Origin of the sequence: [Collinsella] massiliensis, from assembly GCF_002161605.1 — a bacterium.
GTDB lineage: Bacteria > Actinomycetota > Coriobacteriia > Coriobacteriales > Coriobacteriaceae > Enorma.
The window spans coordinates 77,130-92,221 of sequence record NZ_NFIE01000009.1 but is presented as its reverse complement, the minus strand read 5'-3'; the positions used below and the strand labels follow the sequence as shown (position 1 = coordinate 92,221).

Sequence of the window (15,092 nt, the reverse complement as noted above, 5' to 3'; positions counted from 1 at the left end):
GTGGTACGCGACCGGGCGCCTCAAGGCCTTCCGCGAGGGCGGGCGGACGGTGTACGATACGATCGCCGGGCGCAGGGGGCGCCTCGGCTACGCGACGTAGGCGGTCCAAGGTGGCCGCCGCACTCCCTTTCGCTCACTTTGGGAACCAAACCCCTCCGCAACAGCGATAGCAAGCCGGAAACGTTGCCGCGATCCCCGACATCCCCGCGTTTTCCCGGTGGAAGAGAAGGTCGGCACCACGGGGCGGCACGACGGCACCATGAGGCGGTGCGGCCGACGCCACGGGGCGATGCAGCAACGCTGCAGGGCGGCACGGCGACCGCCCCAGCAGCTCCCCTACCCCACCTTCACGATGGGCGCGAACCCCTTCATGAGCTTCTTCACCTGGCCGGTCTTGTCGAACTTGACCTCGATCATGTCGCCCGAGGCGCTGATGACCGTGCCGGTGCCGAAGGTCTTATGGCTCACGGTGTCGCCGGGCGCGAAGGTCTCGGCGGCGCGCGCCGCGTCCGGGCGCCGCTGCTCCACCTTGGGCGCCGCCGCATGCCCGCGCGCGACCCGGCTCGTGCCGCTGCCGAACGTCGCGGGCTTGAGCCCCGCGTCCGGGCTGATGTGCGTGCGCCGCGAGACGCTGCCGGTCGAGCGCGTGTACGAGCCGAACACCCGGCCTCCGTACATATCCGACCCCACGCCGGAGCCGAACGTGCCGTGGCGATCGCCGCGCTTCTCCCAGCCCGTGCCCTCGAAGCCCGCGGATCCCACGCCGGAGAACTCGATGTCCTCCGCGGGGATCTCGCCCACGAACCGGCTGCGCGGGTTCGCCTGCGTGGAACCGTATGTGCGGCGCGTCGCCGCGTAGGTGAGGAAGAGCCGCTTGCGGGCGCGCGTGATGGCCACGTAGGCCAGGCGGCGCTCCTCCTCGAGCTTGGCCGGGTCGTCGGAGAAGCCCGCGACGTGCGGGAAGATGCCCTCCTCGAGGCCGGCGACGAACACCGCCGGGAACTCCAAGCCCTTCGCGGAGTGCACGGTCATCATCGTGATGGCACGCGACTCGCCGGCGAGGGAGTCGAGGTCGCTGCGGAGCGCGAGCCACTCGAGGAGCGCCGGCAGCGCCGCGCAGGCAAGCGGCCCGTACGCGCGCTCGATCTCGCCCGGCGCCGAGTCAATGGGGACGGGTTCATTTGACTCACGCGGGAACACGCCGTCCCCAACCGTATCTCCGGCATCGCGTGAGTCAAATGAACCCGTCCCCATTGACTCATCGGCGATGCCGGCGGCGCGCAGCTCCTCCAGGCTCTCGAGGGTACCCTCGATGTCGTCGTGGCTCTCCTCGAACTCCGCCGCCACGCCCAGGAATTCCTGGATGTTCTCCACGCGGCCCTCGGACTCCATGGTGCCCTCGGCGCGCAGCGCCTGCATGAGGCCGCTCCGCTCCACGATGGCCTCGACCACGTGCTGGAGCTCGCCGTCCATGCGCCGCCCCTCGCGCACGAGCGCCACGAAGTCGCCGAGGGCGTTGCGCACCTTCGCGCTGAACATGCCCGTCTCGGCGCACGCGAACTCGCAGGCCTGGAAGAAGCTGCAGCGGTTCTGCCGCGCGAGCGCCTCGATCTTGGCGATGGAGGTCGAGCCGATGCCGCGGCGCGGCGTGTTGATGACGCGCTTCACGCTCATCTCGTCCGCCGGGTTCACCACCATCTTGAGGTACGCCATGACGTCGCGGATCTCCGCGCGATCGAAGAAGCGCGTGCCGCCCACGATCTTGTACGGCACGCCCGCGCGCAGGAACATATCCTCCAGGATGCGCGACTGCGCGTTCGTGCGGTAGAACACCGCGATGTCGTCGTAGCTCATGCCGCCCGCGTGCAGCTTCTCGATCTCGCCCGCGATCCAGCGGCCCTCGTCGCGCTCGTCGGCAGCCTGGTACGCCTGGATCTTCTCGCCGTCGCCCTCGGCCGTGAACAGGCGCTTGTCCTTGCGCTGCGAGTTATGGCGCACCACGGCGTTGGCGGCCGAGAGGATGTGCCCCGTGGAGCGGTAGTTCTGCTCGAGCTTCACGACGCGCGCCTGGGGGAAATCCTGCTCGAAGTCGAGGATGTTCGAGATGTCCGCACCGCGCCAAGAGTAGATGGACTGGTCGTCGTCGCCCACCACCATGAGGTTCTGGTACTTCGCGGCGAGCAGGTTGGCGATCTCGTACTGCACGTGGTTCGTGTCCTGGTACTCGTCCACCGAGATGTAGCGGAAGCGCTCCTGGTACTTCTCGAGCACCTCCGGGCGCGTGCGCAAAAGCTCGAGCGCGCGCACGAGGAGATCGTCGAAGTCCATGGCGTTCGCCGCGCGCAGGCGGCGCTCGAGCTCCAGGTAGACCTGGGCGGCCTTCTGCTCGGGCGGGGTGTTCGCCTGCCGCATGAACTCCTCCGGCCCCACCATGGCGTTCTTCGCCGCGCTGATCTTCGAGCGAATCATGTTGAGCGGGAACTGCTTCTGCTCGATGCCGAGCGCCTGCATGATGTCGCGCACCATGCGGCGCGAATCGTCGTCGTCATAGATGGTGAAATGCCCGGTATAGCCCAGCAGGTCGGCGTCCTCGCGCAGCATGCGCACGCACATGGCGTGGAACGTGCACACCCACATGCCGCGCGTGCCATCCGGCAGGAGCGCCTGCAGACGCTCGCGCATCTCGGCCGCCGCCTTGTTGGTGAAGGTGATGGCGAGGATGCGCCACGGGCGAACGTCGAGGTCGGCCACGATGTGCGCGATGCGGTAGGTGAGCACGCGCGTCTTGCCCGAGCCCGCGCCGGCGAGCACCAGAAGCGGCCCCTCGGTGGTGAGCACGGCCTCCCGCTGCGCGGGGTTGAGCGAATCGATGTCTACAGCGTACGTGGGCATGGAAGCGGACCTCCGAACGTTCTGGATCGAGCGCACCCAGTATACCCGCCCGACCGGACAGGGATATGAACCCGGCGTGATGATCCGGGCGCCGCCCCGGCATCAGCGGCCACGGGTGGGGCCGGGCGCAGCACAGAAAGCGCGGCGGGACAGGCAGCGCGCGTGCCGCCGCACGAGACCGGCGCGCGCGGACGCCAAATGTGCACGAATGCAGGCATATTCATAACACAGCATGATATATAAGAAAATTGGAATAGTATTGCATAATAATTCCCATAGATAAGATTATATGCAATAGACGCACGCCCGGGGCGCGCACGCCCCCAGCAAATGTTTCGTTTCTGGCACCGGGGTCACGCTGTATACAAAGTACGTGGTACTTTGTTAAGGTTATAGGGTTTCATGGTCGTATATACCAAAAAGGAGGGTCCATGCTCATCGCAAACGGCACCGTCCATGATGGCAGGGGCAGTGCGTTCCCTGCGAGCGTCCGCATCGAAGACGGCGTGATCACCGAGGTCGCCCCGGATCTCCCGGCCCGCGAGGGCGAGGAGGTCTTCGACGCCGCCGGCATGGAGGTCATGCCCGGCTTCATCCAGGCGATCGGCCACTGGGGCGTCAACGGCTCCATGACCGAGATCCGCCCGTCCTCCCAGGACAACGACGAGCTCTCCGAGCCCATCACGCCGGAGCTCGAGGCGTTCTACGCGTTCAACGGCCGCGCCGCCACCACGCAGCAGCTCGGCGCCTGGGGCCTCACGGCGCAGGGCGTCGCCCCCACGGACAACAACCTCTTCGGCGGCACCGTCTCCGTCGTCGGCCTCACGGGCGTGAACCCCTACGACCTCCTCATCAAGCGCAACGTGGCCATGGCGGCCTCCGTCATGGGCAGCATGCGCGACGCCTACGGCAAGCGCGGCGCCGCCCCGCAGACCCGCATGTGGATCTTCACCCACCTCGACGAGCAGCTCCGCCTGGCCGAGGCCTACGACCCCAAGCCCGAGGAGAAGCCGAACGACAAGCTCGCGACACTCAAACCCGTGGTCGAGGGCGAGCTGCCGCTCATCGTCTCGTGCGACAGCGGCGTGGCCATCGCGCACGTCCGCGACATCCTCGCGAAGTACCCCAAGGTGCGCTTCGTCATCATGAACGGCTCGGGCCTCACGGGCGACGAGGACTGGATGGTCGAGCGCGGCGTCTCGCTCATCGTGCGCAACCCCAGCTCCCCGCTCGACGAGGCCGGCGCCCCCGCGCCCTTCTCGTGGAAGGCCGTCGCCAAGCTCATGGACAAGGGCGTCGACGTGGCGCTCGCCGGCGAGTACTCCAACACCCTCGGCGCGCGCGAAGACCTCATCTGGAACGCCGCCGAGCTCATGAAGGAGCTCCACGACGAGGAGCGCGTGCTCACCACCATCACCTCCGCCCCGGCGAAGATCCTGGGCGTCGAGGACACCATCGGCGCCATCGCGCCCGGCATGCGCGCCGACGTGTGCGTGTGGAGCGCGAACCCCCTCAAGACCTACGATGCGCATGCGGTGCGCACCTTCCAGGCCGGCGAGGTCGTCTACGCGGAAGGGGACGAGAAGACATGCATGTGATCAAGGGAGCAACCCTCTACACCATGGCCGAGGCCGGCGTGACGCGCGCCGACATCGCCATCGACGGCGGCAAGATCGCCGCGATCGCCGAGACGATCGACATCCCCGGCGCCGAGGTCATCGACGCCACGGGCATGGTCGTGACGCCCGGCTTCGTGGACGCGCACAGCCACGTGGGCGGCTTCGGCGGGCATGGCGAGCAGCAGGACCTGAACGAGCTCACCTGCCCCCGCACGCCCGAGCTCGACGCCCTCTACGGCATCGACCCCACGAGCGAGTTCTTCGAGAAGAACCTCGAGCAGGGCATCACCACGAGCTGCCTCGTGCCGGGTTCCGGCAACGTCATCGGCGGCTGGGGCATCGTGCTCAAGAGCGCGGGCGACGACCGCCTCATCAAGCACCCCGCCGTGCTCAAGGCCGCCACGGGCATCAACCCCAAGGGCGTGTACTCCAAGCAGACCAAGAGCCCGATGACGCGCATGAGCATCATCTACCTGCTCCGTTCCTACCTGCGCGACGTCCAGGACTACCTGCGCCGGAAGGAGGAGGCGGCCGCCGACCCCGAGAAGCAGGCGCCCGAGTTCGACCTCGGCCTCGAGCACGGCATCCCCGTCCTCAAGAAGGAGATCCCGCTCAAGGTCCACACCTACATGCACGACATGACCCAGGTGGTGGAAATCGCCCGCGACTTCGACATCGAGGTCACCATCGACCACGCCCAGGGCGCGAGCGACTTCTACGACGCGCTCTCCGACCCGCACGTGCGCGGCGTCATCTTCGGGCCCACCGCCGAGCCCCTCTTCCCGGGCGAGGGCGGCAAGCTCGACCCCGAGTGCTGCGCCGGCCTGGACGAGCGCGGCATCCCCGTGGCCGTCATGACCGACGGTCCCATCACCGTGAAGAACCAGCTCATCTTCGAGATGGGCGAGGCCGTCCGCTGGGGCATGGACCCGGTGCGCGCGCTCGCCATGGTCACGTCGAACGCGGCGCACATCATCGGCGTCGAGGACCGCGTGGGCACGCTCGAGGTGGGCAAGGACGCCGACCTCTGCATCTGGACCGCGCTGCCCTCGCTCGCCACGGACGCCGTGCTCAAGCGCGTCATCATCGACGGCGCGACGGTCTTTTCCGAGGAGGCCTAGCATGAAGAACTACCCCGCGTGCAAAACGGTCGACGTGGTCGAGAACTGGCACGGCATCGAGCTCGCCGACCCCTACGCCTGGCTGCGCGACAAGGACGACCCCGAGGTGCGCGACTTCGTGGCGCGCGAGAACGCCTATACGGACGCCTACTTCGCCACGCGCGGCGTGGACGAGAAGATCGCCCAGCTCAAGGCCACGCAGCTGCCCGAGAACTACATGACGGTCGAGCCCTTCGGCGAGGGCTACGTGACCTCGCGCTCCACCGACGGCGGCGGCTACGACATCGCGATCCTCGACGCCGACTTCAACGAGACGGGAACCCTGAAGGACCTGCCCGGCCTCGGCGACCTCGAGCTTTTCCGCGCGCTGCCCGCGCCCGGCCGCACCGACATCATCGGCCTCTTCGCCCAGCACATGGGCGCGGCGCGCCCGTCCGTGGTCGTCTACGACCTCGAGCGCAAGGCGCCCGTCTTCAAGGCCGACGGCACGTTCTCCATCGCGTGGTCGCGCGCGACGGGCAAGATCTACTACGCGCTCACCGAGTCGAACCTCGAGACGCACGAGTGCCGCAGCTCCTGGCGCTGCTACGACCCCGCGACGGACACCGAGGAGACCCTTTTCGCCCCGGACGAGAACTACATCATCGCCTACGTCGAGATGTCCGGCGACGGCCGCTGGGCGCTCTTCGGCGCGGCGAGCGACTACTCCCGCGCGCTGTGGTACGCCTGCGATACCGCCAGCGGCGAGGTGCACCGCCTCTCCGAGACGCCCGAGGCGTGGCAGTACATCGACTCCACGGTCGACGGCCACTGCTTCGTCTCCACGAGCGCAAACGACCACGGCGAGGTCGTCGCAGTGGCGAACGACGGCTCTCAGCGCACCGTCCTCGCCCCGCAGGACCGCTTCTTCCTCACGGGCGGCTTCTCGTGCGCGGGCAAGCTCTTCGCCCTCGCCCTCGAGGATGTGAGCGCCCGCCTCATCGACGTCGCCACGGGCGAGGCCATCGAGCTGCCCGACCCCATGGGCGAGCTCAGCGTGGCCGGCAAGGATGACGCCCGCGCCTTCCTCTCGTTCCAGAGCTTCACCATGCCCCCGTGCATCCTGGCCTTCGACGGCGAGCGCTTCGAAAAGGTCTACGCCACGAGCGACGCCACCCACTCCGACATCGTGGTGGAGCAGCACTTCGCGCCCTCCACGGGCGACGGCACGCTCATCCCCTACTACCTCGTGCGCGCACGCGACGCGCAGCCCGACGGCACCGCGCCCGCGCTCATGTACGCCTACGGCGGCTACAACAGCCCCACGCTCCCCTGGTACACCGAGCTCGTCTCGATGACCGAGGTCCCGCGCTGGGTGGAGGCCGGCGGCGTGTACGTCCACCTCAACCTGCGCGGCGGCAGCGAGTACGGCCCGGCGTGGCACGAGGCCGGCATGCTCGACTCCAAGCGCCACTGCTACGAGGACTTCATCGGCGTCACCGAGCAGCTCATCAAGGACGGCTGGGCGAGCGCCGGCAACATCGGCATCGTGGGCTGCTCGAACGGCGGCCTGCTCATGAGCGCGCTCGTGACCATGCGCCCGGACCTGTGGGGCTGCGTGATCGACTCCGTGCCCCAGACCGACATGATCCACGTGGCCGACGACGACCGCGGCCCCATGTACATCACCGAGTACGGCGACCCGCGTGCCTCGAAGGAGATGTTCGAGTACCTGCTCTCGTACTCGCCCTACCACAACGTCCAAGACGTCGCCTACCCGCCCGTCTACATCCAAACGGGCGAGTGCGACAACAACGTCCCGCCCTACCATGGCAAGAAGTTCGCCGCGCGCGTGCAGGCCGCGACGACCGGGGACGCCCCCATCTTGCTGCGCGTACTGGCGCAGGGCAGCCATAACCGCGGCGGCACGCCCGAGGAGTTCTGGCGCACCATCGCCGAGATGCACCTCTTCCTGGAGGAGCACCTGAAGGGAATCGGCTCATGCTGAAATACATGATCAAGCGCATCCTGTTCATCATTCCGTCGGTGTTCATCGTCTCGGTGCTCACCTTCGTGGTGCTCTCGCTCTCGCCGGGCACGCCCGGCCAGGCGGCGCTCGGCATCAACGCCACGCAGGAGCAGATCGACGCATATAACCACGCCGTGGGCTACGACCGCCCGCTGCCCGAGCGCTACATCGACTACATGGCGGGCGCCCTCCAGGGTGACTTCGGCGAGTCCTACACGCAGCACAACGACGTGACGGCTATCCTCATCCCGAAGTTCCCCACCACGCTCACCGTCGCCTTCCTGGCGGTGCTCTTCTCCGCCGCGCTCGGCATCCCCATCGGCGTGCTCGCGGCGCTGAAGAAGGGTACGGCCGTGGACGTGGGCACCACCACGATCGCGCTTCTGTTCGCCTCCATCCCGAGCTTCTGGCTCGGCCTCATGCTCATGCTGCTCTTCTCGCTGCAGCTGGGCATCCTCCCCTCGCACGGCATCGGCACGTGGAAGAACCTCGTGCTGCCCGTGGCCACGCTCGCGCTGCCCTCGGCGGCATACGTGGCGCGCATGGTGCGCATCACCATGCTCGATGAGTTCAACCAGGATTACGTGCGCACGGCGCGGGCGAAGGGCGCGAGCGAGAACCGCATCGTCTTCATCCATGTCATCCGCAACGCCATGATGCCCGTCCTCACGAACCTCGGCATGAGCTTCGCCGGCCTCCTCGGCGGCGCCATCATCGCCGAGCAGGTCTTCGGCCTGCCGGGCTTCGGCAGCGCCATCCTGAACGCTATCAACATGAAGGACACGCCCATCGTGCTGGGCGCGACGCTCTTCCTCTCGTTCACCTACATGATCATCATGCTCGTGCTCGACTTGGTGAACGCCCTGCTCAACCCCAAGTTCCGCGACAGCATCGAGAAGGCGTGATGACGCATGGTTACGAAACGTTCTAAGAAGCGCGAGGAGAAGCTCGTGAAGGCCGCCGTCGAGACCGGCGGCAGCCAGACGCGCGACGTCATCCGCGCGTTCATGAAGCACAAGGTGTCCGTCGTGGCGCTCGTGGTGCTCGTCATCATCCTCATCGCGGCCATCGTCTCCGGCTTCATCTTCTCGGAGGAGCAGATCACCGCCATCACCGCGGCCGCCCGCCTGCAGCCGCCCTCGCTCGAGCACTGGTTCGGCACGGACGCCTTCGGCCGCGACGTGTTCGCCCGCACCGTCTACGGCGCGCGCTACTCGCTGTTCTTCGGCCTCACCACGGCGGCGCTCTCGCTCGTCATCGGCACGGCCATCGGCTCGGCCTGCGCCTACCTGGGCGGCACGTTCGACATCGTGGTCATGCGCATCATGGACTCGCTCGTGTGCATCCCGTCGCTTTTGCTCATGCTCGCCCTCGTGGCGGTCATCGGCCGCGGCATGCACGGCATCATCATCGCGCTCGTGGTGACGAGTGTGCCGGGCACGGCGCGCATCGTGCGCTCCATCGTGATCGGCGTCGTGCAGAACGAGTACGTCGAGGCCGCGCGCGCCGCCGGCGTCACCACGCCGCAGATCATCTGGCGCCACGTGCTGCCGAACGCCTTCGGCCCCATCCTGGTGAATATTCTCATGAACATCTCGGGTTCCATCATCTCGGCCTCGAGCATGAGCTTCCTCGGCATGGGCATCCAGCCCCCCACGCCCGAGTGGGGCGCCATGATCAACGACGCGCTGCCGCTGATCCGTACCTCCCCGTACCTCATCGTCTTCCCCGGCATCGCGGTGCTCGTCACCTCGCTGTGCTTCAACCTGCTGGGCGACGGCCTCACCGATTCGCTCGACCCGCACAGCCGCTAAGGATCCGCGCGGCATCCACCGCGCTTGCAGACGGCTCCGTAGAGAAAGGACACACATGAGCATGACGCAACCCACCCGCAGGCAGTTCCTCGGCGGCTCGGCGGCGCTCCTCGCCGCGATGGGCGCAGGCGGCCTCGCCGGCTGCTCCGGCGGCTCGGACACGGGTTCCGCCGCCGCGGGCTCCTACGGCATCCCGCTCGGGGACGAGCTCACCATCATCTCGCTCATCACGAACGGCACCTTCACCCCGGTGAACGCCGCCGCGGGCTTCGACAAGGTCGTCCTGCACGCCCTCTTCGACACGCTCTTCGTCTTCGACGCCGACGGCAACCTGCAGCCCTGCCTGGCCGAGAGCTACGAGCAGAACGGCTTCGACGTCACCATCAAGATCCGCAACGACGTCTCGTTCACCGACGGCGCGCCGCTCACGGCCGACGACGTGGTGTTCTCGTTCGATGTCTACGAGAACGACACCGTGAACGGCCCCTACATCCGCCAGTACATCACGAGCATCGAGAAGGTCGACGACACCACCGTGCTCGTGCACTCACTCCGCGATGACGAGCTGTGGAAGAACATCCTCGCCGAGTACATCTACATCATGGAGGCCGCCACCTACGACGCATCGAGCTCCTACGCCGATTCCGCGCCCACGGGCACCGGTGCCTACCTGCTCGATTCCGTGGATGAGGCGCGCACCGTGACCCTCACCGCCAACGAGGACTACTGGGGCGGCGCGCCGGAGTTCACGACAGTGCGCGTCCAGGCGCCCGTCGACAGCTCGACGGCGCTCGTGGCGCTCCAGAACGGCGAGGCGAACCTCGTGACGCAGATCGCGCTCTCGGCCGTCGAGACCGCGCGCGAGGATCCCAACCTCGAGGTGAGCACCTTCGCCTCGTGGTCGCAGCAGATGCTCGGCGTCTGCACGGGCGACCAGGCGTTCCGCCAGGCCATCTTCCACGCCATCGACCGCCAGAACATCATCGACATCTGCAACGACGGCGAGGGCGAGCCCGCGACCGACATGTTCTCGAAGAAGATCATGGGCGATCTCGCCGGCTCCGTGGAGTTCACCGGCTACGACCCCGAGCTCGCCCAGGAGCTCATCGCCCAGTCCGAGACCGACCTCTCGCAGACATTCACCATCTACACCTACGACGCGGCCGACGTCGCCCAGTGCATCCAGCAGGACCTGGCGAAGATCGGCATCAACATCGAGGTGGGCGCCGTCGACTCCAACACCTACTCGCAGGCGCTCATCGACAAGACCGCCCAGATGTTCCTGGGCGCCTTCGGCACCGACATGCTCACGCCCGATAGCTTCGTGGAGCTCTTCCTGGCCGAGGGGACGTTCTACTACTTCCCCATCTCGGATGAGCTGCGCCAGAAGGTCGCGGACATGCTCGCCATCCCGAGCATCGCCGACCGCCGCGACCTCGTGATCGAGATCATGGGGGATATGGTGGAGGAGGCGCCGATCGTGCCGCTCTACGACAAGAACTCCTACGATGTCTACACCAAGGGCTTGGGCGGCGTCCTGCCGTCCTCGAGCGGCACCTACGTGTACTACGTGGGTGATTTCACGAACGAGCAGCAGTAAGCGCGATCACACAGCGCGCTGCGCTCATAGGGTAACCAGGGGTGGGTTTCCGCCCCAGCACATAGGGGCACGAGCCCCAGAAAGGAAGGAAAGATGAGCACTCCACAGGTCTCGCGTAGGCAGTTCGTGGGCGGCTCGGCCGCGGTCCTCGCCATGCTGGGCGTGGGCGGCCTTGCCGGTTGCGGCGGCAACGCTGGCAGCGGATCCGGTGACGCCGCGGGCGGCATCGCGCTCACCGACACGTTCACGATGATCTCGGTCGCGAGCAACGACTCGTTCGACCCCATCGTGGGCACCGGCTCCGACAAGGTCACCATGCACTCCATCTTCGACAACCTGTTCATGTTCGACGGCGACGGCAACGTCGAGCCCATGCTCGCCGAGAGCTACGAGCAGGACGGCAACACCGTGACCGTCGTGCTGCGCGAGGCGAACTTCTCGGACGGCACCCCCGTCACGGCCGATGACGTCGTGTTCAGCTGGGACAAGCTGGCCGCCGATCCCTCGCAGGGTCCCTACATGTCCAACTACATCTCCGGCGTCGAGAAGGTCGACGACAAGACCGTCAAGGTCGGCGTCGTGCGCGACGACACCTCGTGGATGAACATCCTCGCCGAGACCCTCTACATCGTCCAGGCCAGCAGCTATGACCCCGAGGCGAACGACTACGCCTCCCAGCCGCCCGTGGGCTCCGGCGCCTACACCTTCGAGTCCGTCGACGAGGCCCGCACGGTCACCCTCAAGGCCAACGAGGACTACTGGGGCGGCGCGCCCACGTTCAAGACGGTCGTCGTTCAGGCGCCCGTGGACTCCTCGACCTCGCTCGTCGCCCTCCAGAACGGCGAGGTGAACTGCGTGTCCATGATGGCCGACACCGCCGTCGAGACCGCGCGCGATGACGCGAACCTCAACGTCGTGGAGTTCGAGGCCTGGGGTCAGCAGATGCTCGGCGTCCTCGTGGGCGACCAGGCCTTCCGCAGCGCCATCTTCCACGCCATCAACACCCAGAACATCGTCGACGTCGTGACGGGCGGCGCGGCCACGCCCGCGACGCAGTTCTTCGCCAAGAAGCTCCTCGGCAAGGACTACGATGGCGTCGTGACCTTCGACGCCTACGATCCCGAGCTGGCCAAGGAGGAGATCGCCAAGACCGAGACCGATCTCTCCCAGACCTTCACGCTCACCGCGAGCGATGAGGCCGGCGCGCAGTGCGCCCAGTGCATCCAGCAGGACCTCGCCGCCATCGGCATCAACGTCGAGGTCGAGAGCGTCGACGTCAACACCTGGTCCTCCAAGCTCATGGATCAGACGCTCCAGATGTTCATCAACGCGCTCGGCACCGACATGCTCGCCGCGGACAGCTTCATCCAGCTGCTGCTCGGCGACACCTCGGTGTACTACTACCCCATCTCCGACGAGCTCAAGGCGAAGATCGCCGAGATGAACGCCATCCCGAGCGTCGTGGCGCGCCACGACCTCGTGGTCGAGATCCTGAACGACATGCAGGTCGAGTGCCCGATCGTGCCGCTGTACGACACCGTGAACTACGACGTGTACACCAAGGGCATCGAGGGCTACCTGCCCTCTTCCGCCGGTACCTACGTGTACTACCTCGGCAAGCTCACCAAGTAAGCGAGCCGCAGGCTCTGGGGGCGCGGGTTCTGGGCGAGCCCGCGCCCTTCGGGGCGTCCACCGTACCGCTTCATGCCGCCCGACGCGCCGCGCACGCGGATGCGCAGCCAGCGCCGGCCGGCATGAATCGATACCGACCACATGATGCGTAGGTGCCCAGGCACCGGGCTATCACGAGGAGGAGAAGCAATGGCAGATGAGAACCTGCTGGTCATCGATGGGTTGAGGGATGTCCTGACGCTCAAGAACGGCGAGGCCGCCTATCCCGTGGACGGGGTGAGCTTCACCGTGCCGCGCAGCAAGACCGTGGGCCTCGTGGGCGAGTCCGGCTGCGGCAAGTCCATGACGGCGCGCACCGTGATGCGCATCCTGGACAAGGGCATCTCCGTCGCCGAGGGCCACATCACCTTCGACGGCGAGGACCTGCTCGCCCTGCCCGAGCCGAAGATGCGCGACATCCGCGGCAACCGCATCGCCATGATCTTCCAGGAGCCCATGACGGCGCTCAACCCCTCCATCTCGGTGGGCAAGCAGGTGCGCGAGGCGATCCTCTTGCACGAGAAGGTGTCGCGCGCCGAGGCTAAGGAGCGCGTCATCCAGATGTTCCGCGAGGTGGGCATCCCCGAGGCCGAGCGCCGCTACAAGTCCTACCCGCACCAGCTCTCCGGCGGCCTGCGCCAGCGCATCTGCATCGCCATGGGCATGATCTGCAACCCCGACCTCCTCATCGCCGACGAGCCCACCACCGCCCTCGACGTGACCGTCGAGGCGCAGATCCTCGAGCTCATGAAGCGCCTGCAGCGCGAGAGCGGCATGTCCATCCTCATCATCACCCACAACCTCGGCGTCGTGGCCGACATCTGCGACGAGGTGAACGTCATGTACGCCGGCCAGATCGTGGAGCACGCCACGAAGGCCGAGATCTTCAACCGCCCGCTCCACCCCTACACCATCGGCCTCATGGACGCCATCCCGCGCGTGAACGGCGACATGGAGCACGACCTGCACACCATCCCCGGCACGGTGCCCGCGCTCGGGAACTTCCCCGAGGGCTGCCGCTTCTGCACCCGCTGCCCGTTCGCCGACGAGCGCTGCCGCACGCAGGCGCCCGCGCTCGAGGATGCCGGCGACGGCCACCTTGTCCGCTGCTTCAAGCCCCAGGAGGTGCGCTAAGATGGCGACCGAGACCATGACCGATACCACGCCCGAGACCATTCCGGCCGCGCCCGGCGCCGAGACCGCGGTGCTGCGCGCCGAGCACCTCACCAAGCACTTCAAGACGAACGCCGGCGTGGTGAAGGCCGTCGACGACGTGTCGTTCAGCATCGCGCGCGGCGAGACCCTCGCGCTCGTGGGCGAGTCCGGCTGCGGCAAGTCCACGCTCGGCCGCATGGCCGTGCGCCTCATCGACCCCACCTCGGGCAACGTCTACCTCGACGGCGAGGACATCACCAAGGTGAAGGGCAAGGCCCTGCGCGAGGCGCGCAAGAAGATGCAGATCGTGTTCCAGGACCCGTTCTCGTCGCTCGACCCGCACCTCACCCTGGGCGAGATCATCGCCGAGCCGCTCCGCGCCGCCGGCGTCTCCAAGGCCGAGCAGCGCGAGCGCGTGCTCGCCCTCATGGAGCGCGTGGGCCTGGGCAAGGAGTTCTACGAGCGCTACCCGCACCAGCTCTCCGGCGGCCAGCGCCAGCGCGTGGGCATCGCGCGCGCCCTCGCGCCCGAGCCCGAGGTCATCGTCTGCGACGAGCCCGTCTCGGCCCTCGACGTGTCCATCCAGGCGCAGATTCTGAACCTCCTGCGCAAGCTCCAGCGCGAGACGAGCATCTCGTTCCTGTTCATCTCGCACGACCTCGCCGTGGTGCGCTACATCTCCACGCGCATCTGCGTGATGTTTTTGGGGCAGCTCTGCGAGGTGTGCCCCACGCCGGACGCCTACACGCGCCCGCTCCACCCCTACACGAAGCTCCTCATCGAGTCCGTGCCCATCCCGGATCCCTCGCAGGCCGACCGCAAGCGCCAGCTGCTCGAGGGCGAGATCCCCTCGCCCATCAACCCGCCGGCCGGCTGCCGCTTCTGCACGCGCTGCCCCTACGCCGACGACACGTGCCGCACCGTGAAGCCCGCGATGCGCGACTTCGGCGAGGGCCGCTTCTGCGCCTGCCACCACCCGCTCGAGGGGTAGCGCGCGCCGCGCGCCGCACATAGCAGTGAGCGCGAAACGCTCGCGAAGAAGCCCCACGGCCGCTTCGCGAGCGTTCTTTATAGGCGGCGCACGCGTGTGACGCACGAACCTGGTATTCCGCTCCTCAAAAAACAAGGTTGTGCGATAACCTTGTTTTTCTCATTCAGTAAAACAAGGTTGTACGATAACCTTGTTTTACTGACACGGTTGAACAAGGTTAG

10 protein-coding genes are annotated in these 15,092 nt (G+C 67.1%); 9 read left to right on the top strand and 1 reads right to left on the bottom strand.

Annotated features, from left to right (window positions below):
• Positions 1–336 precede the first annotated feature (336 nt).
• Positions 337–2,892 (bottom strand): ATP-dependent helicase, encoded by a 2,556-nt coding sequence (locus B5G02_RS05190; protein WP_094335433.1) that lies wholly within the window; start codon positions 2,890–2,892, stop codon positions 337–339.
• A 431-nt stretch (positions 2,893–3,323) separates the two neighbouring features.
• Here B5G02_RS05190 and B5G02_RS05185 point away from each other — a divergent pair, with 431 nt between their 5' ends.
• The 9 genes from B5G02_RS05185 to B5G02_RS05145 all read left to right on the top strand — a co-directional run bounded on the left by B5G02_RS05185 (position 3,324) and on the right by B5G02_RS05145 (position 14,871).
• Positions 3,324–4,490, top strand: coding sequence for an amidohydrolase family protein (locus B5G02_RS05185; RefSeq protein ID WP_094335432.1), 1,167 nt, complete (start codon positions 3,324–3,326; stop codon positions 4,488–4,490).
• A complete protein-coding gene (locus B5G02_RS05180) occupies positions 4,481–5,632 on the top strand; it encodes an amidohydrolase family protein (protein ID WP_094335431.1) in 1,152 nt (383 codons plus the stop codon). The genes B5G02_RS05185 and B5G02_RS05180 overlap by 10 nt, the downstream gene beginning before the upstream one ends.
• A 1-nt stretch (position 5,633) precedes the next feature.
• Complete coding sequence (locus B5G02_RS05175) at positions 5,634–7,619, top strand: prolyl oligopeptidase family serine peptidase (RefSeq protein WP_094335430.1); 1,986 nt, start codon at positions 5,634–5,636, stop codon at positions 7,617–7,619.
• Entirely contained in the window at positions 7,613–8,545 is a 933-nt protein-coding gene (locus B5G02_RS05170; RefSeq protein ID WP_094335429.1) for an ABC transporter permease, read from the top strand. Before B5G02_RS05175 ends, B5G02_RS05170 begins: the two co-directional genes overlap by 7 nt.
• Before the next feature lie 6 nt (positions 8,546–8,551).
• Positions 8,552–9,454, top strand: a complete 903-nt coding sequence (locus tag B5G02_RS05165) for an ABC transporter permease (protein WP_094335428.1) — start codon at positions 8,552–8,554, stop codon at positions 9,452–9,454.
• A 55-nt stretch (positions 9,455–9,509) separates the two neighbouring features.
• Entirely contained in the window at positions 9,510–11,054 is a 1,545-nt protein-coding gene (locus B5G02_RS05160; protein ID WP_094335427.1) for an ABC transporter substrate-binding protein, read from the top strand.
• A gap of 93 nt (positions 11,055–11,147) precedes the next feature.
• Positions 11,148–12,686 (top strand): ABC transporter substrate-binding protein, encoded by a 1,539-nt coding sequence (locus B5G02_RS05155; RefSeq protein WP_094335426.1) that lies wholly within the window; start codon positions 11,148–11,150, stop codon positions 12,684–12,686.
• A gap of 189 nt (positions 12,687–12,875) precedes the next feature.
• On the top strand, positions 12,876–13,859 hold the full coding sequence (locus B5G02_RS05150) for an ABC transporter ATP-binding protein (protein ID WP_094335425.1): 984 nt from the start codon (positions 12,876–12,878) through the stop codon (positions 13,857–13,859).
• 1 nt (position 13,860) lies between these two features.
• Positions 13,861–14,871, top strand: coding sequence for an ABC transporter ATP-binding protein (locus tag B5G02_RS05145; protein WP_019239274.1), 1,011 nt, complete (start codon positions 13,861–13,863; stop codon positions 14,869–14,871).
• Positions 14,872–15,092 lie beyond the last annotated feature (221 nt).

Excerpts from the sequence above, each read along its gene's own strand:
- B5G02_RS05190 (WP_094335433.1), bottom strand. The coding sequence starts at position 2,892 with ATGCCCACGTACGCTGTAGACATCGATTCGCTCAACCCCGCGCAGCGG.
- B5G02_RS05185 (WP_094335432.1), top strand. The coding sequence starts at position 3,324 with ATGCTCATCGCAAACGGCACCGTCCATGATGGCAGGGGCAGTGCGTTC.
- B5G02_RS05180 (WP_094335431.1), top strand. The coding sequence starts at position 4,481 with ATGCATGTGATCAAGGGAGCAACCCTCTACACCATGGCCGAGGCCGGC.
- B5G02_RS05175 (WP_094335430.1), top strand. The coding sequence starts at position 5,634 with ATGAAGAACTACCCCGCGTGCAAAACGGTCGACGTGGTCGAGAACTGG.
- B5G02_RS05170 (WP_094335429.1), top strand. The coding sequence starts at position 7,613 with ATGCTGAAATACATGATCAAGCGCATCCTGTTCATCATTCCGTCGGTG.
- B5G02_RS05165 (WP_094335428.1), top strand. The coding sequence starts at position 8,552 with ATGGTTACGAAACGTTCTAAGAAGCGCGAGGAGAAGCTCGTGAAGGCC.
- B5G02_RS05160 (WP_094335427.1), top strand. The coding sequence starts at position 9,510 with ATGAGCATGACGCAACCCACCCGCAGGCAGTTCCTCGGCGGCTCGGCG.
- B5G02_RS05155 (WP_094335426.1), top strand. The coding sequence starts at position 11,148 with ATGAGCACTCCACAGGTCTCGCGTAGGCAGTTCGTGGGCGGCTCGGCC.
- B5G02_RS05150 (WP_094335425.1), top strand. The coding sequence starts at position 12,876 with ATGGCAGATGAGAACCTGCTGGTCATCGATGGGTTGAGGGATGTCCTG.
- B5G02_RS05145 (WP_019239274.1), top strand. The coding sequence starts at position 13,861 with ATGGCGACCGAGACCATGACCGATACCACGCCCGAGACCATTCCGGCC.